22 protein-coding genes and 1 pseudogene are annotated in these 20199 nt (G+C 48.2%); 6 read left to right on the top strand and 17 right to left on the bottom strand.

Going from position 1 to position 20199, the window contains the following annotated elements; genetic code table 11:
* The first annotated feature begins 244 nt into the window (after positions 1–244).
* Entirely contained in the window at positions 245–709 is a 465-nt protein-coding gene (locus SHEWMR4_RS00935; protein ID WP_011621012.1) for an RNA-binding protein, read from the top strand.
* An 11-nt stretch (positions 710–720) separates the two neighbouring features.
* On the opposite strand, the gene murI is transcribed toward SHEWMR4_RS00935, so the two are convergent.
* Positions 721–1539: a glutamate racemase gene (gene murI, locus SHEWMR4_RS00930; protein WP_011621011.1), complete on the bottom strand. Its 819-nt coding sequence runs from the start codon at positions 1537–1539 to the stop codon at positions 721–723.
* Between the two features lie 141 nt (positions 1540–1680).
* Between murI and trmA the strand changes: the two genes are divergently transcribed.
* Positions 1681–2778 (top strand): tRNA (uridine(54)-C5)-methyltransferase TrmA, encoded by a 1098-nt coding sequence (gene trmA / locus SHEWMR4_RS00925; protein ID WP_011621010.1) that lies wholly within the window; start codon positions 1681–1683, stop codon positions 2776–2778.
* Between the two features lie 69 nt (positions 2779–2847).
* Here trmA and fabR read toward each other — a convergent pair whose 3' ends face one another.
* Positions 2848–3462 carry an HTH-type transcriptional repressor FabR gene (fabR, locus tag SHEWMR4_RS00920; RefSeq protein WP_011070594.1) on the bottom strand — a complete coding sequence of 205 codons (615 nt, stop codon included), beginning with the start codon at positions 3460–3462 and terminating at the stop codon, positions 2848–2850.
* A gap of 143 nt (positions 3463–3605) precedes the next feature.
* Here fabR and SHEWMR4_RS00915 point away from each other — a divergent pair, with 143 nt between their 5' ends.
* The 3 genes from SHEWMR4_RS00915 (at position 3606) to mnmH (ending at position 7021) form a co-directional block, all read left to right on the top strand.
* Entirely contained in the window at positions 3606–4712 is a 1107-nt protein-coding gene (locus tag SHEWMR4_RS00915; RefSeq protein ID WP_041408663.1) for an acyl-CoA desaturase, read from the top strand.
* Positions 4713–4808: 96 nt separating this feature from the next.
* Positions 4809–5867: a selenide, water dikinase SelD gene (gene selD / locus SHEWMR4_RS00910; protein ID WP_011621008.1), complete on the top strand. Its 1059-nt coding sequence runs from the start codon at positions 4809–4811 to the stop codon at positions 5865–5867.
* Positions 5867–7021 (top strand): tRNA 2-selenouridine(34) synthase MnmH, encoded by a 1155-nt coding sequence (gene mnmH, locus SHEWMR4_RS00905; RefSeq protein ID WP_011621007.1) that lies wholly within the window; start codon positions 5867–5869, stop codon positions 7019–7021. The genes selD and mnmH overlap by 1 nt, the downstream gene beginning before the upstream one ends.
* 54 nt (positions 7022–7075) lie before the next feature.
* Here the strand turns inward: mnmH and SHEWMR4_RS00900 are convergent, their stop codons facing one another.
* The 6 genes and pseudogenes from SHEWMR4_RS00900 to SHEWMR4_RS21015 all read right to left on the bottom strand — a co-directional run.
* Entirely contained in the window at positions 7076–8938 is a 1863-nt protein-coding gene (locus tag SHEWMR4_RS00900; protein WP_011621006.1) for an MFS transporter, read from the bottom strand.
* Complete coding sequence (locus SHEWMR4_RS00895; RefSeq protein WP_011621005.1) at positions 8929–9540, bottom strand: TetR/AcrR family transcriptional regulator; 612 nt, start codon at positions 9538–9540, stop codon at positions 8929–8931. Before SHEWMR4_RS00895 ends, SHEWMR4_RS00900 begins: the two co-directional genes overlap by 10 nt.
* A gap of 230 nt (positions 9541–9770) precedes the next feature.
* The gene (locus SHEWMR4_RS00890) at positions 9771–10214 is read right to left on the bottom strand and encodes a GNAT family N-acetyltransferase (RefSeq protein ID WP_011621004.1); all 444 of its coding nucleotides are present in this window, start codon (positions 10212–10214) and stop codon (positions 9771–9773) included.
* A gap of 6 nt (positions 10215–10220) precedes the next feature.
* Positions 10221–11033 (bottom strand): 3'(2'),5'-bisphosphate nucleotidase CysQ, encoded by an 813-nt coding sequence (gene cysQ, locus SHEWMR4_RS00885; protein ID WP_011621003.1) that lies wholly within the window; start codon positions 11031–11033, stop codon positions 10221–10223.
* 70 nt (positions 11034–11103) lie between these two features.
* Positions 11104–11655, bottom strand: coding sequence for an ADP compounds hydrolase NudE (nudE, locus tag SHEWMR4_RS00880; protein ID WP_011621002.1), 552 nt, complete (start codon positions 11653–11655; stop codon positions 11104–11106).
* 237 nt (positions 11656–11892) lie between these two features.
* Positions 11893–12135 (bottom strand): annotated as a pseudogene (locus SHEWMR4_RS21015) (hypothetical protein); the annotation flags it as partial.
* Between the two features lie 446 nt (positions 12136–12581).
* On the opposite strand from SHEWMR4_RS21015, the gene yrfG reads away from it, so the two are divergent.
* The gene (gene yrfG, locus SHEWMR4_RS00870; protein WP_011621000.1) at positions 12582–13244 is read left to right on the top strand and encodes a GMP/IMP nucleotidase; all 663 of its coding nucleotides are present in this window, start codon (positions 12582–12584) and stop codon (positions 13242–13244) included.
* A 64-nt stretch (positions 13245–13308) separates the two neighbouring features.
* Here yrfG and SHEWMR4_RS00865 read toward each other — a convergent pair whose 3' ends face one another.
* The 9 genes from SHEWMR4_RS00865 to gspF form a co-directional block, all read right to left on the bottom strand.
* Entirely contained in the window at positions 13309–14070 is a 762-nt protein-coding gene (locus tag SHEWMR4_RS00865) for a type II secretion system protein N (protein WP_011620999.1), read from the bottom strand.
* Positions 14071–14084: 14 nt separating this feature from the next.
* Positions 14085–14561: a type II secretion system protein M gene (locus SHEWMR4_RS00860; RefSeq protein WP_011620998.1), complete on the bottom strand. Its 477-nt coding sequence runs from the start codon at positions 14559–14561 to the stop codon at positions 14085–14087.
* A 1-nt stretch (position 14562) separates the two neighbouring features.
* Positions 14563–15750, bottom strand: coding sequence for a type II secretion system protein GspL (gene gspL / locus SHEWMR4_RS00855; protein ID WP_011620997.1), 1188 nt, complete (start codon positions 15748–15750; stop codon positions 14563–14565).
* Between the two features lie 48 nt (positions 15751–15798).
* On the bottom strand, positions 15799–16797 hold the full coding sequence (gene gspK / locus SHEWMR4_RS00850) for a type II secretion system minor pseudopilin GspK (protein ID WP_011620996.1): 999 nt from the start codon (positions 16795–16797) through the stop codon (positions 15799–15801).
* The gene (gene gspJ, locus SHEWMR4_RS00845; protein WP_011620995.1) at positions 16794–17555 is read right to left on the bottom strand and encodes a type II secretion system minor pseudopilin GspJ; all 762 of its coding nucleotides are present in this window, start codon (positions 17553–17555) and stop codon (positions 16794–16796) included. The genes gspK and gspJ overlap by 4 nt, the downstream gene beginning before the upstream one ends.
* Entirely contained in the window at positions 17536–17904 is a 369-nt protein-coding gene (gene gspI / locus SHEWMR4_RS00840) for a type II secretion system minor pseudopilin GspI (protein WP_011620994.1), read from the bottom strand. Before gspI ends, gspJ begins: the two co-directional genes overlap by 20 nt.
* Positions 17891–18463: a type II secretion system minor pseudopilin GspH gene (gene gspH / locus SHEWMR4_RS00835; RefSeq protein WP_049764449.1), complete on the bottom strand. Its 573-nt coding sequence runs from the start codon at positions 18461–18463 to the stop codon at positions 17891–17893. Before gspH ends, gspI begins: the two co-directional genes overlap by 14 nt.
* A 1-nt stretch (position 18464) precedes the next feature.
* Complete coding sequence (gene gspG / locus SHEWMR4_RS00830) at positions 18465–18899, bottom strand: type II secretion system major pseudopilin GspG (protein WP_011620992.1); 435 nt, start codon at positions 18897–18899, stop codon at positions 18465–18467.
* Between the two features lie 75 nt (positions 18900–18974).
* Positions 18975–20198, bottom strand: coding sequence for a type II secretion system inner membrane protein GspF (gspF, locus tag SHEWMR4_RS00825; RefSeq protein ID WP_011620991.1), 1224 nt, complete (start codon positions 20196–20198; stop codon positions 18975–18977).
* Position 20199: the final 1 nt, after the last annotated feature.

Below are 20199 nucleotides of genomic sequence, written 5' to 3'. Positions count from 1 at the left end.
AGAACTTTTTACGCAAGGGCTTTTTTCGCTTCTTCAAATCGTACGCCGATATTTTAAACATCATGCTTATTTTTTATCTATTTCTGCTTTGTTATTCGATTTAAAAGCGGATTTTTATCTGAGAAATGATAAATCACGCTCAATTTTTCGGCAGCGGTCTAGTGTAAAAGTAAATAATTCATTACCATATGACTTGCTGTTAACAGTTATTTATCATTTTCTATTTCATTCAGAGAGCATTTATATGCAAAAGTCATTTCTTATTGTTTTGGTTATTGCCATTCTCGGCGCAATCGCGCTATCTCAATTTGCAACTACATTACCTGCGTACATCGCTTTTGTTGCTGGCGTTATCATTACTACTCTCGTTTTTAAATTTGTCCCAGAGACAAACCAAGCTCAAGGTTCCGATGAGCAATATGTTGGCCCGACCATGACACTCTATGTAGGCAACTTGCCTTATCGTGTCCATGAGGGTGAAGTAAAGGTTCTGTTTGGTGAGTTTGGTCCCGTCAACTCGGTACGTTTAGTACGTGATCGCAAGACCGGTCGTCGTAAAGGTTTCGGCTTTGTGGAAATGTCTGAGGCGGGTGCTCAAAAAGCAATGGTTAAGTTGAACGACTTTAACTTCCAAGAAAGAACATTAAAGGTTAGAGAAGCGAAGACTCAAGATTCGGAAGCTGCCGACCGTACAGGTACCGATGAATAATCTGCGTTAGTTTATCTGTTCGAGTTGATTGTGGTGATTCGCTCTAGGGTCGAAAAGCCACAATCGACTAACATACTCACCAATCCCTCACTGATTTTCGCTTTAGTATAAAACGCCTGCATTACCGAATCTCGATTTGCGTCTTCTTGAACTTGCTGCTCACTCTTAGTCTCAGCCAACAAGGTTTTGACTCGCTTGGCTATAGCCTCTCCAGAATCGAGCAAGGTGACACCTTTACCTAATACCTGTTGCAGTTCATCACGCAGCATGGGGAAGTGAGTACATCCAAGCACCAATACATCTAAGTCCGCTGTGACGATGGGTGATAGCACCTGTGTTAACCGCGCCATATCTAATTGGCCTGTGGCAATCTTCTGTTCGGCCATTAGCACTAATTCGGAAGATCCGAACAGCTCAACGTGGCAATCATCGGCAAATTGGCTGATGAGTTCGTAGGTGTAGTGGCGCTTGACCGTACCAGGAGTGGCCAGCAAACCAATACGCTTACTTTTAGATAACTGCGCCGCGGGTTTAATGGCGGGGACAACGCCCACCACAGGAATAGATAGAGTGGCACGCAGCGCGGGCAGCACAACAGTACTCGCGGTATTGCAAGCTACGACAACAATGGCAGCGTGGGTACGCTCGACAACTTGGTCGATGAGCGCAACACAACCCGAGACAAGTTCCTGCTCTTCCAATTCGCCATAGGGCAATCTGGCATTATCGAATAAATAGCAGTAATCGTGATGTGGGAGCAGTTTGCGAATTTCGGCCAATACGGATAGACCGCCGATGCCAGAATCGAATACTAATATTGGTTGCGACAAGCCCGTCTCCAGTTAATTCGTTGCCCCATGCGCGGGCGGATTTTCCCACAGCTTTGCTCAAACCGCAAAACCAAGATGCTGGACATTCGTGTCACCTAGTATAAAATTTGCGCCCCAATTTACAGCCACGGTGAATCGACAATGAACTTAGCAGCAATGGATCCCACGACCTATGATGCGCAATTAACTGCAAAGCGTATCAAGCTAGAGCAGGCCTTTGCCCAATTTGAGACACCGAGTGTTGAAGTGTTTGCCTCAGAACCTGCCCACTATCGGATGCGCGCCGAGTTTCGCATATGGCACGAGGGCGACGATTTATACTATTACATGTTCGATAAAGTATTGAACGACAAAGTTCGTTGCGATCAATACTTACCCGCGAGTGCCTTAATCAATCAGATGATGGCGGCTCTGATCGCCGAGTTAAAACCGAACCACAGCCTACGCCATAAACTCTTCCAGGTTGATTTTTTATCAACGCTCAGTGGTGAGATTTTAGTGTCACTGTTGTATCACAGACAGCTTGATGATCAATGGCGCAGCGAAGCCGCCGCACTTAAAGCCAGATTGAGCAGCCAATTTAAGGTCAATATCATTGGTCGTGCGCGCAAACAGAAAATCGATTTAGATAAAGACTTTGTGGTTGAGTCACTGCAAGTGAATGACAAAGTTTTCCATTACAAACAAATCGAAAACAGCTTTACCCAGCCAAATGCCAAGGTAGCAATCAAGATGCTGGAATGGGCTATCGACGTGACTCAACACAGCCAAGGCGATTTACTGGAGCTTTACTGTGGTAATGGCAACTTCTCCATCGCGCTGGCACAAAACTTTAATCGCGTGCTCGCAACCGAGTTGGCTAAACCCTCAGTGGATGCTGCTCAGTACAATATCGAAGTCAACAATATCGATAATCTGCAGATTATCCGTATGTCGGCGGAAGAATTTAGCGATGCGATGGCTAAAAAGCGCAGCTTTAGACGCTTAGAAGGCATAGATCTGGATAGCTATGTCTGCAACACCATTTTTGTCGACCCACCACGAGCAGGTATCGACCCTGCGACGTTGGAGTTAGTGCAAGGTTATGAGCGGATCCTGTATATCTCTTGTAATCCCGACACCTTGAAAGACAATTTGCAGCAATTAAATCAGACCCATAAAGTCACCCGTTTTGCCCTGTTCGATCAGTTCCCTTATACCGATCATATGGAAACAGGTGTACTGCTTGAGCGTCGTTAAGCGACTCTATGTACCTAAAAACAAAGGAGCCATTGGCTCCTTTGTTTTGGGGCTAAATCACAATCTCACTTAACGATGCTCAACCTTATGTTGTAAGGCTTCGGCGCCCTTAGCCACCATACGTAATTGCATCACCAGTTGATCGGCGAGCACTTTACGATCGGCGCGCTTCATATCCAGTGCCGACGCTCCGGCGTTAAACACTAAGGTCACTAACGCTTCAGCCTGTGCTCTGGCCAGCATAGGCGTACGACCCGCCGTCGCTTCGGTGTAATGGGCAAGTTCCGAGATAAAATGTTCAATCTCGCGGGCTACCGCCGCGCGGAAGGCTGCCGAGGTACCAGAGCGCTCATGTAATAAGATTCTGAAAACGTTTGGATTAGAATCAAGCACTTCCATAAAGGTATCCACAGAAATACGGATCACGCTGCCCCCGGCTTCGGCACGTTGCCGCCCCTTTCGCATCATCTGTCTTAGGGTGAGCCCGCCTTCGTCGACCATGGTCAACCCAAGCTCATTCATATCCTTAAAATGACGATAAAAGGATGTGGGCGCAATGTTGGCTTCCCTCGCCACCTCACGCAAGCTTAAGCTAGAGAAACTTCGTTCAGCACTGAGCTGGTTAAACGCCGCATCGACTAATGCCCGCCGAGTTTTCTCTTTTTGCTGTGCACGAATACCCATTCTTCAATCCGCTAACTGAATGTAATGACGCGATAATACCGCTTTTGCGTCTGAAACACAGCCCCATCCACCTTGACCAAACAAGATTGCTAGGCTAAATTAGCTTACAGTTGTACGCTCAAATGCGGATATTGGAAACTATAATGAATAAACCCCCTATCATCTGGCTTAATGTCACCCTATTTAGCCTCACCTTTCTCAGTGCGATTATCCTCGTTCCTTGGTATGGCCTAGCTCACGGTTATGGCGCCAGCGAATGGATTGCTTTTGTCGTGTTAGCCTTTGCAAGTGGTCTGTCGATCACAGCGGGTTACCATAGACTCTGGTCGCACAAGGCCTATAAAGCTCACCCTGCGGTACGTTTCCTCTACGCGCTTGGCGGTGCATTAGCATTACAAAACAGTGCATTACATTGGGCATCCGATCATCGTGTGCACCATAAGCATGTCGATGACAATGATAAAGATCCCTACTCTGCCAACATGGGTTTCTGGTACAGCCATATAGGTTGGATGCTGCGCGAATACCAAGCCCAGCGCTACCATGACTACCAAAACGTGCGTGATTTGCAGAACGACCGTATCGTGATGTGGCAACACAAGCACTATCTCGCCCTCGTCATTCTGATGAACATTGGTTTGCCTGCGCTACTCGGCTGGTTCACTGGTAATATCGCAGGCATGTTGCTGATGGCAGGATTACTGCGCTTAGTCGTTGTGCATCACTGTACCTTCTTCATTAACTCCCTCGCCCACGTGTGGGGTAGCCAACCTTATACCGATAAAAACACCGCCCGTGACAACGGTTTTCTGGCGATGTTGACCTACGGTGAGGGTTATCATAATTTCCACCATATCTTCGAAAACGATTACCGTAACGGCATTAAGTGGTGGCATTACGATCCAACTAAGTGGTTGATTAAAGCGTTATCTTGGGTTGGTTTAGCCACAGACTTACGCACTAGTCCGCAGGAACGGATTGAGAGTGCGCGTTTACAGATGCAACTGCTTCATGCCAAAAACAAAGTGATTCATTTACCTAATGCCGATGAAATCATTGAGAAAATCCAACAGGAATACGAGTTAATGAAGGAACATTTACTCGAATACTATCAGGCGAAAAAGGCGCTGTTAGAAGCCAAGCGTAAGCAACTGGTCGATCAACAGTTGTTACTGCAAGTCGAAGAATTGAAGACACGATTCCTGACTCAGCAAAAAAGCTGGAAGAGCCTCACGGCAAGTTATAGCTAGACCACAATTCTCGGTAAAAATCATACGGCCGCCTTGCATGGTGGCCGTATCCTATTATGATGATGCCTCAATCACTTTTTACAGGATGTAGGGCTCATGTCGAATTCCGCTGTATCTTCCGCCAATAGCATTAAACTCACAGAATATAGTCATGGTGCCGGCTGCGGCTGTAAAATTTCCCCTAAAGTACTGACCACGATTCTTGCCTCGCAGCTGCCTGTATTCACCGATCCTAACCTGTTGGTCGGCAATCAAAGCCGTGATGATGCAGCCGTTTATAAGCTCAATGATGAAATCGGCATTATCAGCACCACCGACTTTTTTATGCCTATCGTAGATGACCCCTTTACCTTCGGCCGTATCGCTGCCACCAATGCCATTAGCGATATCTATGCCATGGGTGGCACGCCCATGATGGCGATTGCGATATTAGGCTGGCCAGTGAACAAACTCCCCGCCGAGATCGCGCAGCAAGTAGTCGATGGCGGCCGTCAAGCCTGTATGGAAGCTGGGATAATGCTGGCCGGTGGTCACAGTATCGATGCGCCTGAGCCAATCTTTGGCCTTGCGGTCACTGGGCAAATCGCCCTGACGGATTTAAAACAAAACGATACCGCAAAAGCGGGCGATCGCTTGTATCTCACTAAACCTATCGGTATTGGCATTCTCACCACGGCACAAAAGCAGAAGAAGCTCAAAGATGAAGATAGCCAAATTGCAGTCAATGCCATGTGCCAGCTTAATAGCATAGGCGCCAAAATTGCAAAGATTAAAGGCGTGAATGCCCTCACCGATGTCACAGGTTTTGGCCTTGCGGGCCACCTACTGGAAGTATGCCAAGGCGCTAAACTCACCGCTAAACTTGACCTCGATTCGGTGCCACTCTTGCCCCGCGCCCTCGACTATCTAGCGCAAGGCTGTATTCCCGGTGGCACCCATCGTAACTACGACAGTTATGGCGAACACTTGCCCGCACTTACCGATCATCAAAAAGCCATTTTGTGCGACCCACAAACCAGTGGCGGCTTGCTAGTGGCGGTGTCGAGTGAGGCCGAAGCAGAACTGGTAGCACTGCTGAATGCCCATCAAATTGAGCCTATCTGTATTGGTTCGCTAGAAACGCCCACCTCCACCGCCAATGTGGTGCTGTGTTAATGACAACTAAGCTCATCCCCGCCCAGCAATACCACGATATCTTTGTCGCTGGGAAGCCATTAATCGACTTAAGAGCACCAATCGAGTTTGACCGCGGCGCTTTTCCTTCCTCGGTAAATCTGCCGTTAATGGTTGATAAGGAAAGGGAAAAGGTCGGCACTTGCTACAAAGAGCAAGGACAGCAAGCCGCGATAGCCTTGGGCCATTCCCTCGTACATGGCGTGGTAAAACAGCAGCGTATTGATGCTTGGTTAAACTTTTTATCGGCCCACCCCCAAGCTTATCTTTACTGCTTTCGCGGCGGGCTACGCTCACAGTTAACTCAGCAATGGCTGCAAGAAGCAGGCGTTACTGTGCCTTATGTGCAAGGCGGCTACAAAGGCATGCGCCAATATTTAATTGGTGTAATTGAGGCGGCGCCAAGTCTGCAACCCTTGCTAAGCCTGAGCGGTATGACGGGAAGCGGTAAAACCGATTTTTTAAAACGACGTAAAGAAGCAATCGATCTCGAAGGCATAGCAAATCACAGAGGCTCGAGCTTTGGAAAAAACATCGACCCACAACCGACGCAAATTAACTTTGAAAATCGGCTCGCCATTGCCCTGTTGCACCATCAATTAGGCAATCACGCCTGTTTGTTGCTCGAGGATGAAAGCTTTTTGATTGGCCGCTCGGCGCTACCGCAAAGCTTTTATAGCGCCATGCAGACGGCCGATATTGTGGTACTCGAAGAAGATGATGACATCAGGCTCACTCGCTTACTCGATGAATACGTTCATAAAATGCACCGAGGATTTATCGAACGCCTCGGCTTAGAGGCAGGTTTCGAAGCCTTTAGCCACTACCTATTACAGAGTCTTGGCAGCATTCGTAAACGTCTTGGCGGTAAGCAATATCAAGAGCTGCAAGACATCATGCAGCAAGCACTGTCTCAGCAACTTAATCAAAACCAAACCTCACAACATTTGGCTTGGATAAGCCTGCTACTGCACAAGTATTACGACCCCATGTACGAATACCAGTTGCAGAAAAAAGCCGGCAATATTCTGTTTAGAGGGAGTCACCAAGCCACGCATGAGTGGCTGGATAACTATCAGCGAGATAACTATCATCGGAATAACGATCCGTTGAATAGCCAGCACTCAAAAGGCTAAAAACAAGAAAACCGTGTGCTAACTGCCACGGTTTTCTTTATCTATCTAGTTAAGTTAGGACTTATTGAGTAGATTCGCGACACTATCCCTGAGCGAGTGCCGATCAGCATTTTGTCCATCCACCACATCCGTTAAGCTCACCGATACCTTGGACCAAAAGCGTTTCGGCATTGTGGTCAATGCATGGCCATCCTTATGACTAAAGTAAGAGCCCCACAGGCCATTGAGCGCCATAGGGATCACGGGCACGGGATCGCGGGCCAAGATTTTATCGATACCGGGACGGAACTCACCAAGTTCACCATCGGGGGTTAAGCGGCCTTCGGGGAAGATACATACCAATTCGCCATTCGCTAACGCCTCATGAATCGATTCAAAAGCTTGATTGTAAGTTGCCTCACTCTGACGCGGCGAACAAATCGGGATCACCCCGGCATGGCGGAACAGGTATTTCAGCACTGGGATTTCACTGATGGATTTATCCATCACGAAACGAATCGGCCGGGTCGAGGCTCCCATAATAATCAACGCATCCACATAGCTCACATGGTTACAGACTATGATGCCAGCGCCTTCTTTTGGGATCTTTTCTCGCCCAGTCACAGTCACCCGATACATCACATGGCTGAGTAAGTAACTGATAAATCGTTGTGTGAACTCAGGCACCTGCGAATACACGTAAAGCGCAACCACAAAGTTCATCACCGCCAGCAGTAAGAATAACTGTGGAATACTCAAGCCAGCCACCCCGAGTAACAGCATAGACAACAACGCCGACGCCACCATAAACAGCGAGTTCATAATGTTATTCGCGGCAATCGCTTGCGCACATTCTCCCTTAGCGGAGCGCGCTTGAATAAAGGCGTACAGAGGCACGATAAACAGACCACCGCTGACACCAATCATAAAGAAGTCCAACATCACTCGATAATGCTTCTGCTCGGCAATAAAGGAGTGTAAGCCATAGACAAACTGCGCATCCGCAGGTGCAGAAGGAATCGCCCACAGCAAGTCCACACCAAATACAGTTAACCCTAGCACCCCAAAGGGCAGCAAGCCTAACTCCACATGGCCAAAAGAAAAACGCTCACAGACAAAGGAGCCCACCGCAATACCGATAGAGAACATCCCCAGCAGCAGCGACACTACAGTCGCGCCAGAATGCAAATGCAGCTTGGCAAAGTTAGGGAATTGGGTCAGATATGTGGCCCCCAAGAACCAGAACCAGCTAATGGCGAGGATGGCCATCCAAATCGAAGGCGTTTGGCGAGCCTTCTTTATGGTGCGCCAAGTGCCTGATAATGGAAGAAATTGGATTTTTTCTACTGTGCCCTGCGGCGGTAAAGCAGGGATCGCGCGGCTAGATAAATACCCCGCCAAGGCAAGGCTCGCGACCGTGATGGCCGACCATAGGGTGGCATTGTTTTCAGATACTAAAATCCCGGCACTCAAGGTACCAATCAAGATAGACAGAAACGTCCCCATCTCAACCCAGGCATTGCCCGTCACTAACTCATCCTCTTTTAAGGCTTGAGGTAATAGGGAATATTTGACCGGGCCAAAATAAGCTGACTGACTACCGGTTAAAAACAACAGTAATAACATCATCATATAATTTTCGCTCACGATGGCCGCAGCGGCACTGAACATAATGATGACTTCGAGCAGTTTTAATCGGCGGATAAGTTTGGCCTTATCCATATTGTCGGCCACCACGCCTGCATGGGCCGAAAATAGGAAAAACGGCAGGATAAAGACCCCCGCCGCCAAATTGACAAACATGTCGACACTAATAGGTAAATCGTTGACTTGGCTGAAGGTAACCAGCAGCAACAACACATTTTTATAGATATTGTCGTTAAGCGCCCCAAGGCATTGGGTTGCAAAATACGGTAAAAAACGTTTTGTTAGCAGCATGATGCTTCCCTCTGATAACCCATTCCCTGTAAATATCCTGTCACATGACTTTCTAACAAAGCGGGTAAAGATGCCGTATCGGCAAACAATTTATTATCCAGTGATAAGGCGGTGAGGCCGTGGATGCCGCCCCAGAGTACTCGGCTCATTTGGAGTTGCTGTGCAGCCGTCTTATTGGGGAACAACAAGGCTAACTCACGTTCAATTAAACTGAATAAGCCTGCGATAAGTTGGCCTTGGGATTCGGGCAAAGGTTCACTGTCGAGTAACTGCAGTTCAAATACCAACTTAAAACATTGGCGCTGTGCATGGGCAAACTCAGCGTATTTTTGCGCCATGCTAATGATTTGATTGCGACTATTCTCAGCATTTACCTCGGAGAGCTGGTGCATCAGCGCCTGCAACGTTGCCTCAGAAACGGCTAACAGTAGGTAGTTATAACTACCAAAGATATTGATTAAGGTACTCGGCACATAGCCAATCTGGCTAGCAATCTTGCGTAAACTCAGTTCTTGTGTCCCTTGCTGTTGCAGCAATGCCATTGCCGCCTCTACTGCCATAGCACGAATCTCATCATGACTATGTTCTTTGCGTCTCGCCATAGGTCTCACTCCCTGTTGAATGCAGTGAGATTAACAGTCTCAAAAATAAAAAACAACGTTCAAAATAAGTTTATTTTGCGTACAGCATGAAATAAAAGGCATAAAAATGAGGGAAGAAGGGCTAACTTCGAGGCAATCGCTCGATGGAAACCTTGGAAGGAACTTAACTTTTAACGCATAAAAAAATGACGCCCTCAATCGAGGGCGCCATTTCGAGGTTGAACTTTTACCTAGCGGCAGTGATAACTCATCACGACTCTATCTGCCCCTGCGCCAAAATAGTCCGCTTCGAAGGCAGTATCGACAAACCCTAAACGCTGATACAAACCATGGGCTGGGTTGTGGGGATCGACGGTTAAATCCACCCGCTTAACCTGAGGCGGTAGCTGAGTTAAACATTGTTGGATTAATTGTTTGCCAATGCCTCGCCCGCGGGATTGCTCACTCACCGCCACGGAGAGAATCCACATACAAGCAGGGTCACCACTTTGAGCGCAGAGCAAATAGCCTAACAACTTACCGCCATCATCTACGGCAACCAGAAAATGCTCTGGCCAACAATCAAATCCTTGGCGAAAGAAAAAATCGGGATAACAATGGTCGCCAAAGATAGCCTGTTCGAGTTGAAAAACGTCGGCTAACTCTGACTTTAATACTGGACGAATCGACTGCATGTAAAACTATTCACCAATTAAAATTTTATCCCACTCTAAATTGGGCGCACCAACAACAATAAAGTTGGGATTTTCAAGCGTCTCACGCTCGTTATAAGTCAAAGGTTGCAGTTCGGTATCCATGAGCTGGCCACCCGCTTCCTCAATAATGATCTGCGCGGCGCCGGTGTCCCACTCTCCCGTAGGCCCGACTCGCACATAACAATCGGCGCGTCCTTCGGCAACAAGACAACTCTTCAAGGCCGCACCGCCCATGACCACCAGCTCACAGTGCTTAGGCTGATTGAACAGGGTCAACACAGATTGAGGGTCCTGACGACGACTCACAGCTAACCTAAGAGAAACTTGTTCACGGTGCTGAATTTGCCGACTGCTAATACGCACTTCTTGCTTATCGGTCCGTTTATAGGCACCTAATCCAGCGATAGCGTAGTAACACACCTGCGTCATCGGCACATACACCACACCCATTACTGGACGATTGTGTTCCACCAGCGCGATGATCACCGAAAAGTCACCACTACCTGCAATAAACTCCCCCGTACCATCGAGAGGGTCGACTAACCAATAACGTTTCCAGCCTTCGCGCACGCTTAGGGGAATATCGGCAGCCTCTTCAGACAGGATAGGAATATCGGGCGTCAATGCGGCTAAGCGCTCACAGATGAGCTTATTCGCCGCTAAGTCCGCCGAGGTGACGGGGGTATTATCAGACTTGGTTTCTCGCTCAAAATTACCCTTGAGGTAAATCTCACGAATAGTGCGACCCGCATCCGTTGCTATCGCAATCACCTCGTCGATTAACTCTTCTGGCTTCATAACCACTCCAATCGCAAACTTCGCGAATGATTTACAAGCACTCAGTTGCTGAACGCTTTAACGAAAAAGATTATTTAAGTTGTAAGTGTTTCTGCGCTAAAAACAATGCGCTCACACTACGAGATTCGGAAAAATCGCTATTATCGAGTAACGCTTCCCACTCGGCCAATGCCCAAGGCACCACATCTATGGGTTCTGGCTCATCGCCTTCGAGGCGGCTTTCATATAAATCTTCTGCTATGAAAATTTGCATCTTGCTAGAGAAATAACCCGGTGCAAGACTAAGTTCTTTCAACAGTGTCAGCTTACGCGCCCCAAAACCGATTTCTTCCTGCAATTCTCGATTGGCCGCTTCGATAGCTTGCTCACCTGGGTCGATTAATCCCTTAGGAAAACCTAGCTCGTAATTGTCGGTGCCAGCGGCATATTCACGGGCTAACAGCATGTTGCCTTGATGAATGGGCACCACCATCACAGCGCCACGACTACCACCTTTCATCCGCTCATACTGGCGCTCGACACCGTTGGAGAATTTAAGATGGACCTGTTCGATTTGAAACAAGCGGCTCTTAGCGACAACTTCGGTATGTAAGATTTCCGGCTTATGGTGCCGCTGCGACATAACTGCCCCTGGATAAAAATAGCAACAAACTAACTAGGATAAGTGACAATCTTACTATCCTGTCTTTAATCTACAACCTGAATTTAGTGCGGCTATTCCAAAGACCACCATCCAAGCCATGGGATTTAAATCACATACTCAGCCACGACAAAGGAGAAGCGGTTAAAACTTTCCGCTTTTTATCGCGAAAACTCACCAACAAAAAAGGGGCTAAGCCCCTTTTAATGTCGACATAAACTAAAACTGATAACGCAGATTGAGTTGATAGCTCAATAGGTCATTCGGTTCAATATCAATGTATTGATATCCTAAACCTACAGACCAAGCATCACTAAATTGGTAACTGAAACGCACTCCCGCATACCAATCGGTGCCATCTAAGTCGGTCTTGATCGTGGTATTGCCCATGCTACTACTAATATCCGCTTGCCAATGGAACAAGCCAACGGGCACCTCAAAACGCCAGCCTTGATGCTGCAAGCCTCCGCCGCCTCCATTAGCATCAGGACAACTTATTGCAGTTGTGAAGTAAGGAAATATGGGTTTTGACTCAAAACTCCCACAAGTAATGTTGGCCCTGAACGAGGTAAACCCGAAATAAAATGCAAGTGAGTCGTCATTCAGCCCCTTGTACTTTGAAATCATTATTTATAGAAATGTCGAACAGACCTATTAAGATACATAACTAAAATCTGGGTAAAATTAACCTATGTGAATAAATTGAGCTCTTACTCACACAATCTAGGGAGGTTACCCAAGATAGAGTAGAGTTTACGGTTTCATCTTTTCGACTGACCTATTAAACAAGAAACAAAATAACTACCAAATAAAAATGACGCAAAGCCAATACATCTGAAAACATATTTATTTGTTCGGAATTGCTAACCACCGCTTTCCAAGCATATGTTAACCACACAGGACATCCCATGTTTGACTGGAAGAAGATTGATACAGTACTGCTCGATATGGATGGCACCCTGCTCGACCTGCACTTTGATAACCATTTTTGGTTGAGTCTGGTGCCGCAGGAGCTGAGCAAGCAACGGGGATTAAGCCAGTGCCAGGCACAACAACTGGTAGAACAAGCCTACGGCAGAGTCGCGGGCACGTTAGATTGGTATTGCCTCGATTATTGGCAATCCGAGCTGCAGCTCGACATTATGGGGCTTCACCGTAACTTAGTTGACCGTATTCAGCTGCGCCAAGACAGTATGCCTTTTCTCGATGCCCTCGCCGCCGCAGGGAAAAAACGTATCTTAGTCACCAATGCCCACCCTAAGAGTCTTGCGCTTAAGCTGGAGCACACTGAACTGGCTAGCGGCTTAGATGCGATGATTTCAAGCCATGAAACGGGTTATCCCAAGGAACACCCACAATTTTGGCAAACGCTATTTGAAAAATTCGCCCTAGTGCCAGAGCGCTGCCTGTTTATCGATGATAGCGAGCCTATTTTAAATGCGGCGCGCTTAGCGGGCGTGGGGCATCAGCTGGGGATCAGCAATCCCGATAGCCAAAAACCGGCTAAAACCTTCAATGATTTTCCTGCTATTAGCGACTATCGTCTGCTGTTTGCCGATCTGGCGGGTTAATCCCTTAAGATACAAAAGGCACCCTAAGGTGCCTTTATCGAATCATGCACAAGCTTATCTAAGATTAAAGCCCTGGAATACGGCCTTGATAAACCACAGGGAAGTAACCATCGCTACCACGCTTGCCGAGCATACCGAGGGATTTACGCATATCTTCTGGCTGTTCGTTGGTTTCTTTAATCTTAGCGGCAACCTTGACCATATTGCCTTCATCTAGCTGCAGCGTGCCGATAATCCCCAACTGGTTTTTGCTCTCATCGGTAGCAAGCTGGGCTTTACCCTCAACACAACTCAGCCCCAGTTCGATATTACCCAGTGGATAATTACCGAATTGGTTCTTCACATCGGTTTGATTTAAAAACAGCTTGCCCGATAACTGCTCGCACCAAGGTTTACCTTGCTCTAGGATTTCCACCAGCAGGCTGACTTCACCGTTAATTTCGGTTCTAAAGGGCAGTTTAGCATTGCCAATCAAGAAACTATCGGGCGCTTCAAAACGCAATCCTTGAGCGCTGATACCGCCCATAGACCAAGTGATTAACCCTTTGGCACTCACTGGAGTTGCACGGCTACCCACTTGAAAATCCAGCTTCACTTTACCTAAAAACAACGCCCAAGGGCTCAGCTCCCAGCGTACTTGTTCCAATTGGCGTTGCTGCAGATTTAAGGTTTCTATGCTGCCAGACCAAATACTGCCACTCACGCCAGAAATCCCCACATTTGCAGGCAGTGGTGCGAGGCGCACAGCAACACTGGCGGGAAATAACGCCAGTAAAAACACTAAATAAACCAGTACACCTATAATGATTTTTTTTATCAAACTCACAGCTACACCTTAACCTATTGCGCTAGTTGGATACGTCTTACTTTGACATAGCCAGCCGCGTCGGCCTCTGCCAAATCAACACTCTCAAGTGATAGGCCTTTTTTCTGCACTAAGTCACTCAAATAATTGAGTAAGGCATCGAATGGCACATCATCCATCCACACTTGGATTTTATCGCCCTGAGGCTGCATACGAGTGATCACTAATCCGTAAGTACCCGCTGTTTGGTTAACGACCGAGCTTAAGCTGCCTGACATTGTCGGTTTAGCGCCGCTTTGTTTTAAGCCAGCGATTTTATTCGCCGTTTGCTTTACATAGGTCAGTGTCTGCTGCTGCGCCGTTAGGTTGCGCAGAGCATTGGCTTCGGCATTGGCAATGGGTGTCCAGATGCCCCAGTAAAACACGCCGATCACTAAGAAAACGGCGCCGAAGCCGACGATTTGCTGCTCGCGCGATGCAAGCCCTTGCCACCAAGTCCGCAAATTATCCATCTTATTTGCTCCTCAAGGTTAAGGTACTGGTGACCTGATCTTCACCGCTGTTCATCGTACCGCCATCCATTTGGAAGCGACGGCCGACAATCTCTTTAAACTTCTCAATTTGCGCGTAATTCTTGGCCGTGACTTGCATACGGATTTCATTACGGGCGCTCTCAAATCTTAGGGTGTTTGGTTTCAGCTCGGGCACTTGTTTAAAGGCGTCCTGTAAACCATCGAGCATCGCAAAAAACTCAGCACCACTGCCTTGGCCTTGGAGTGCGCGCAGTTGGCTTTCCATCTGCGAACGTAGATTCACAATGCGTGAATTCCCCGGCACCACTTGTTGATAAATGGCTTCACTCTGCGCCTTCAGATCGGCAATCTGGCCATTCACTTGATGAATAGTTAAGCCCTTATTCACTAGGGACAAGACAATGGCAACACCTAACACGATTGCGGCATTTTTCCATTGCAACAGATGCTTACTGTATTCGCGCTTCGGCGTATACACACCCGTGAGTAAGTTGATGGGCGCATGTAAGATGCCACGCGCCAGTACTAACATAGGTAAATCGAGCGGCTGTGGCTTAAGCTCAACGCCGTCCAGCTCCATCTCAGTGTAACTGGCGACCGACACTTCGTCGGCCTGTGCCGTCAGTTGCTTCATCGCAACTGGCAGCCAAGGTAAAGGCAGGCTATGGCCGGTTCCTAATCCTGTACGCAGTAATAACTCGTTACCGAAACGCATTGCCGCCCATTGGCATTCCTGCAATGGCAAGGCGAGGCAATCGGGCACGATACGCTTCACTTTTAAACCCGCTTCAGCCAAGCAGCTAAGCCAAGTTTGCATTTGCTCATGGGCAACGGCTACCACGCTGAGGGCATCGCCATTGCGTGGGCCAACGGTAAAGTGCATCGCATCCACATCATCGGCGATGGTTTCTTCCAGCATAAAAGGCAGGGCTTTTAAGGCCTGGCGTTGGCCCTTTTCGGGCAGATTCACGCTGGTGAGCGTCATGGCGGAGGCTGGCACCAATACATCGATAGGCCGATTTCCCGCGCGCTCGGTTAAGGTTGATAAACCTTGGGCGTTGGCAAGTTCACCAGAGGCGATAATTTCTTGTTCTTGTTCGGACCAAACCAGCCAAGAGCATGCCTGCTCTGCGGTTCTGCCTAAGCGAATAAATAGCCGTTCACTCACAGTTTTTCTCCACCAGCTTCCATCTTAAAAGATTGAGCTTGTTTGCTATTATTTTTGTCCACCAAACTGACGGGTGAGCACATCCATTTTGTTACCGCTGCTCTTTTTGAGCACGCTCTCCATTCTAAAAATGGCGTTGTCGACCTTAGCGCCCGAGGCGAGGAGGAAGTACTGACTGTCCACCACAAAACTGGACTTCATCGCATCTTCCCACTTAATCGACCCCATTGAGGAGGATTCATAAAAATCATCGATCTTGGCAAAACCATCACCGGGACGTTGGTTGATAATGCTTTCGGCCTCGCCAACCGAAATCTGATTATCCAGCATGGCCGCCAGCAGCGCCGCTTGCTCAACCTCTATGGTGTTCACGTTTAACAGTTGCCTGTCATTCCCTGGAATGACGCAAATATAAGGCAATAATTTCAGATAAATATCTTGGGTGTAACCTATCACCGCCCGCAACTCACTCCTGTGATTCATCAGGGTATTTGCGGCGCGATAAGGCACATTTCGCGCCTCGTACTCGGCATCTTCGGCGCCATATGGGCTAGCGACCGTGTCCTCGTCGATATAATCCTTTAAGGTTTGGGTCAGATGATCCGCGGTAAAATCATCCATCCCTAAACTCACTAATAACGCTTTGTATTGCTTTGCCGCTAACGGCAATTTAGGTTGACCGTTTTCCACATCTTTTGTGGTGACGGACAAAGCATTTAAGTTAAAACACGAACGCATATCGGTGATCTTGCCTGCAATCTCACCATATTCCGCCGGAAATACCACGTCGCTCATGGCCCAATATTGTTGCTTGTGTACCCGGCCTTCCGAATCGTCTAAGTCCTGCTTAAGGATTTTCTTAGCCAGCTCTTCGGCGGAAATCGCGTACCAATAGGCCTGATCGTACTGGGCTAAGTTTAAGGTGCGGCGCATCGACAACTGATTACGGCTGGTAATATTGGTGGCGATAATCACCACCATGGCCACGATCAGCAACACCACAATCAGCGCGACGCCACGTTGTTTAGTCGGACTTCGCTTTATCATGCGCCATCCTCATTGCCTGGGTCGCCCTTATCGGGATCACCATTACCTGTGCCATCACCGTTATTCTCTTGGTCGCCGTTATTTTCTTTATTATCATCGGCGTTGTCGTTCTTGTTGTCCTCTTCATTGGACTTCTCTGGCGCCGCCGCACCCAAGGGCAACATAAACTTACGTTGGATTTTACCTAAACCTTCGAGCTCAATTTCCATTGCGATGGCTTTGGGTAACTTAGATGCCTCAATCTTGCGCTCCCATTTGTCCTCCATAAAGAAGGAATACTCGACCGAGAGCACCTTATCGATAATCACAGTCTTCATTGGCTCTGCGCCAAATTCGGGTTCAGGGTACGGAAAGTACCAACGCTCTAATCTTCCTTCACGCACAACATAGGCGACTGACTGTATGCTGCCACGGGGCAATAAACCGTCTGGGTTGAGCCAGCCTAAACGGTAAAAAACTAAAGCCTCTGATTCCGAATCTAAAATATCGTTACCCGTTTGGAAGACTGTGGTGCCTCGGCCGCCTTCGAGTAATCTGGGTGTGCGTGCAACCATCTGCCCCAAGTCGCGCTCAATGGCGCCAAAGCCCTGTTGCAGTGCCTTTAAACGCACCGAGAAGTTTTTTGTCACTTCGTCATTGGTCAGCACTGTGCTGAGTACCGCATTGGCGGCTAAACCTAACATGGCAAAAATCGCAATCGCGATCAGCATTTCCAGCAGGGTAAAACCCTTTTGAGCATTAGTTTGTTTTAAGGACATAACTGCTCACTTGTGCTGCAATACGCTGATAACGTTCATCTTCGCTGACACTAATACGGATCATGCGAAAGTTATCGTCCGTGGTTTTCACCACTTCTTTACGCCAGTACCAATCCTTGCCCGCGAGTTCTACCTGCCCTTCTTTTTTACCGATTTCCGGAAATTGCGGATCGAGCCTGGCATCGACCATCTGGTTGTCTGCCACCCATTGGGCAAGGGTGCGAGACTCCAGAATCGGCATATTCGCCATCTGCTCACCCAAGCTTTTGGTGATAGAAACGGCGGCGATGGCAAATACCGCCAAGGCCACTATCACTTCGAGTAGGGTCATACCCTTAGCGTATTTCATCGGGTCGCCCTAGGGTTAAACGGCCAAGGGCATCGCCCACCACTAACACATCGAGTGGCCCCTTGTCTGACTTGGTCATAAAGCTCAGCTCAAAGGCGCTCATTTCACCACTCGGAAACAGCAAAATCTGCGGCTCTGGGTGCTTTTTCTTATCTTCCGCAGAAGGCTCGATTAAAGGCTCGTCGAACCAGGATTCATCCTGCTCATCCTCTTGTACGAGTGGCAAGCCGTCGAGCACTAAATTTATCACCACTCCGGGTTCCATTTGTTTTTCAGACAGGATCCTGTCCTTCTCCAATGGATTCCATTTACCATCTTTATAATAAACAAACTGATAGCTGGTTTTTTCCACCACGATACCGATAAATTGGCCGCTCAATACGGTTTCATCCAGCACTAACTCAGTGGCGGCGATAAATTGCTGCGCGGTTTTCTCAAGCGCCTGTTGTGGGCCAGAATTGCCAATAGACATGGTCACCGCCGCCGCGGTGAGTCCCATTAACAAAATCACCAGCATCACCTCCATTAAGGTGAAGCCGGCGTGGCGCAGCTTTAACATCTTATTGGAAGTTCTGTAAGTTCCAGTTACCGATATCGTCTTCGGTACCTGGTTGACCATCTGGGCCTGCACTAAAGATATCTAACTTGCTGTTTTCGCCTGGGCTCAACAGTAAGTAGTTATTGCGCCATGGGTCCTGTGGTAAACGCTTTACGTAACCTTCGTCGCGGTAGTTACGTGGCTCGGGTGAAATTGTCGGCTTTTGAACTAAGGCTTCTAAACCTTGTTCAGTGGTTGGATAGATGCCGTTATCTAACTTGTACATATCTAAGGCATTTTCAAGCGCCACTATGTCAGATACCGCTTTTTGTTGGTCGGCTTTATCTTTGTTGCCCATCAGATTTGGCACCACCATAGACGCCAAAATACCGAGGATAACAATTACCACCATCACTTCGAGTAGGGTAAAACCCTTGTGCTTTTTGTTCATTTGCATCGACTACTTCTCCTAAAAAAACCTGTGCCATTCTCAGTTTGAACACTGCAAGGCAATAATCCATAAATTAAAAAACTAGCCACTAATCAAATTGTTCAGTGCCAAGATAGGTTGCAGAATGGCCATCACGATAAAGAGTACAACCCCCGCCATGCTCACCACCAATGCCGGCTCGAAAACCCCGAGGGCAAGTGTAACATTACTCTCGAATTCCCTATCCTGGTTATCAGCTGCGCGCTCAAGCATGTCTTCGAGCTGACCACTCTTCTCCCCCGAGGCGATCATATATAACATCATCGCCGGGAACAGCTTAGTGTTAGTCAACGCAGTGCTTAGGCTAGTTCCTTCCCGTACGCGCGCCGTAGCATCATCTACCGCCGCCCGCACCCGCACATTTTGCAATACTTCGCTGGCAATGCGCATCCCATCTAACAAAGGCACCGAACTGGCAGATAAAATACTCAGAGTTCGCGCAAATCGCGCGGTATTAAGCCCTTTACTCACACGGCCAACCACTGGCATTTTCAGCAAAAACGTATGGTATTTCATCTTGAAAATCGGTGACTTAAGTAAACGCTGAAACACCACCAGCAAAATACCAATAATCAATACCACGAGTAGGCCATAGCTTTGCACAAAGTCAGAGGCGGCAATTAAGAAACGGGTCGTTGCGGGTAACTCGGCGCCCATATGTTCAAATTGCCCCACCACCTTTGGTACCACAGCCGCCAGCAACACTGACACTACACCAATGGCAACAATGGTCAGCATAATGGGGTAAATCATCGCCTGTTGCAGTTTGGACTTCAGCTGCTGGCGGCGCTCGGTGTAATCGGCTAAGCGGTTAAGCACCACTTCCAAGTGACCGGATTTTTCACCCGAGGCCACCATAGCTCGGTATAAGTCATCGAAAATATGCGGAAACTCGGCAAGAGAGTCGGCCAGACTATAGCCTTCCACCACGCGGGAGCGCACCGCCATGATCATACTGGCTAGGCGCGCCTTCTCACATTGCTGACCCACCGCCTTGAGACATTCCTCAATCGGTAAGCCCGCCGCGACCAGTGTGGCGATTTGACGGGTGATCAACGCTAATTCCGCCACCGAAATCCCGCGTTTAAAGGGCGAGAATCCGGTGCCTTTTGCCTTGGCTTCCTTTTCGGTGACCGGCAAAATCTCCAGCGGCATCATGCGTTGGTCACGCAGCTGACTACGAGCATGTCTGGCGGTATCCGCCTCAATCACCCCTTTTAGCTGTTTTCCCTTGGCGTCCAGCGCCTTATATTCAAATGCTGGCATA

It is taken from the genome of Shewanella sp. MR-4 (genome assembly GCF_000014685.1).
GTDB lineage: Bacteria > Pseudomonadota > Gammaproteobacteria > Enterobacterales > Shewanellaceae > Shewanella.
Note: the sequence above shows the minus strand (reverse complement) of the source record. Positions and strands in the feature narration are given on the sequence as shown.

Bases quoted from the DNA above. Each gene is read 5' to 3' on its own strand.
- selD (WP_011621008.1), top strand. From the start codon at position 4,809: ATGTCGAATTCCGCTGTATCTTCCGCCAATAGCATTAAACTCACAGAA.
- gspI (WP_011620994.1), bottom strand. From the start codon at position 17,904: ATGAAATACGCTAAGGGTATGACCCTACTCGAAGTGATAGTGGCCTTG.
- trmA (WP_011621010.1), top strand. From the start codon at position 1,681: ATGAACTTAGCAGCAATGGATCCCACGACCTATGATGCGCAATTAACT.
- SHEWMR4_RS00890 (WP_011621004.1), bottom strand. From the start codon at position 10,214: ATGCAGTCGATTCGTCCAGTATTAAAGTCAGAGTTAGCCGACGTTTTT.
- gspJ (WP_011620995.1), bottom strand. From the start codon at position 17,555: ATGTCCTTAAAACAAACTAATGCTCAAAAGGGTTTTACCCTGCTGGAA.
- gspK (WP_011620996.1), bottom strand. From the start codon at position 16,797: ATGATAAAGCGAAGTCCGACTAAACAACGTGGCGTCGCGCTGATTGTG.
- mnmH (WP_011621007.1), top strand. From the start codon at position 5,867: ATGACAACTAAGCTCATCCCCGCCCAGCAATACCACGATATCTTTGTC.
- gspF (WP_011620991.1), bottom strand. From the start codon at position 20,198: ATGCCAGCATTTGAATATAAGGCGCTGGACGCCAAGGGAAAACAGCTA.
- SHEWMR4_RS00860 (WP_011620998.1), bottom strand. From the start codon at position 14,561: ATGGATAATTTGCGGACTTGGTGGCAAGGGCTTGCATCGCGCGAGCAG.
- SHEWMR4_RS00935 (WP_011621012.1), top strand. From the start codon at position 245: ATGCAAAAGTCATTTCTTATTGTTTTGGTTATTGCCATTCTCGGCGCA.
- nudE (WP_011621002.1), bottom strand. From the start codon at position 11,655: ATGTCGCAGCGGCACCATAAGCCGGAAATCTTACATACCGAAGTTGTC.
- gspH (WP_049764449.1), bottom strand. From the start codon at position 18,463: ATGTTAAAGCTGCGCCACGCCGGCTTCACCTTAATGGAGGTGATGCTG.
- fabR (WP_011070594.1), bottom strand. From the start codon at position 3,462: ATGGGTATTCGTGCACAGCAAAAAGAGAAAACTCGGCGGGCATTAGTC.
- SHEWMR4_RS00915 (WP_041408663.1), top strand. From the start codon at position 3,606: ATGAATAAACCCCCTATCATCTGGCTTAATGTCACCCTATTTAGCCTC.
- yrfG (WP_011621000.1), top strand. From the start codon at position 12,582: ATGTTTGACTGGAAGAAGATTGATACAGTACTGCTCGATATGGATGGC.
- SHEWMR4_RS00895 (WP_011621005.1), bottom strand. From the start codon at position 9,540: ATGGCGAGACGCAAAGAACATAGTCATGATGAGATTCGTGCTATGGCA.
- SHEWMR4_RS00900 (WP_011621006.1), bottom strand. From the start codon at position 8,938: ATGCTGCTAACAAAACGTTTTTTACCGTATTTTGCAACCCAATGCCTT.
- cysQ (WP_011621003.1), bottom strand. From the start codon at position 11,033: ATGAAGCCAGAAGAGTTAATCGACGAGGTGATTGCGATAGCAACGGAT.
- gspG (WP_011620992.1), bottom strand. From the start codon at position 18,899: ATGCAAATGAACAAAAAGCACAAGGGTTTTACCCTACTCGAAGTGATG.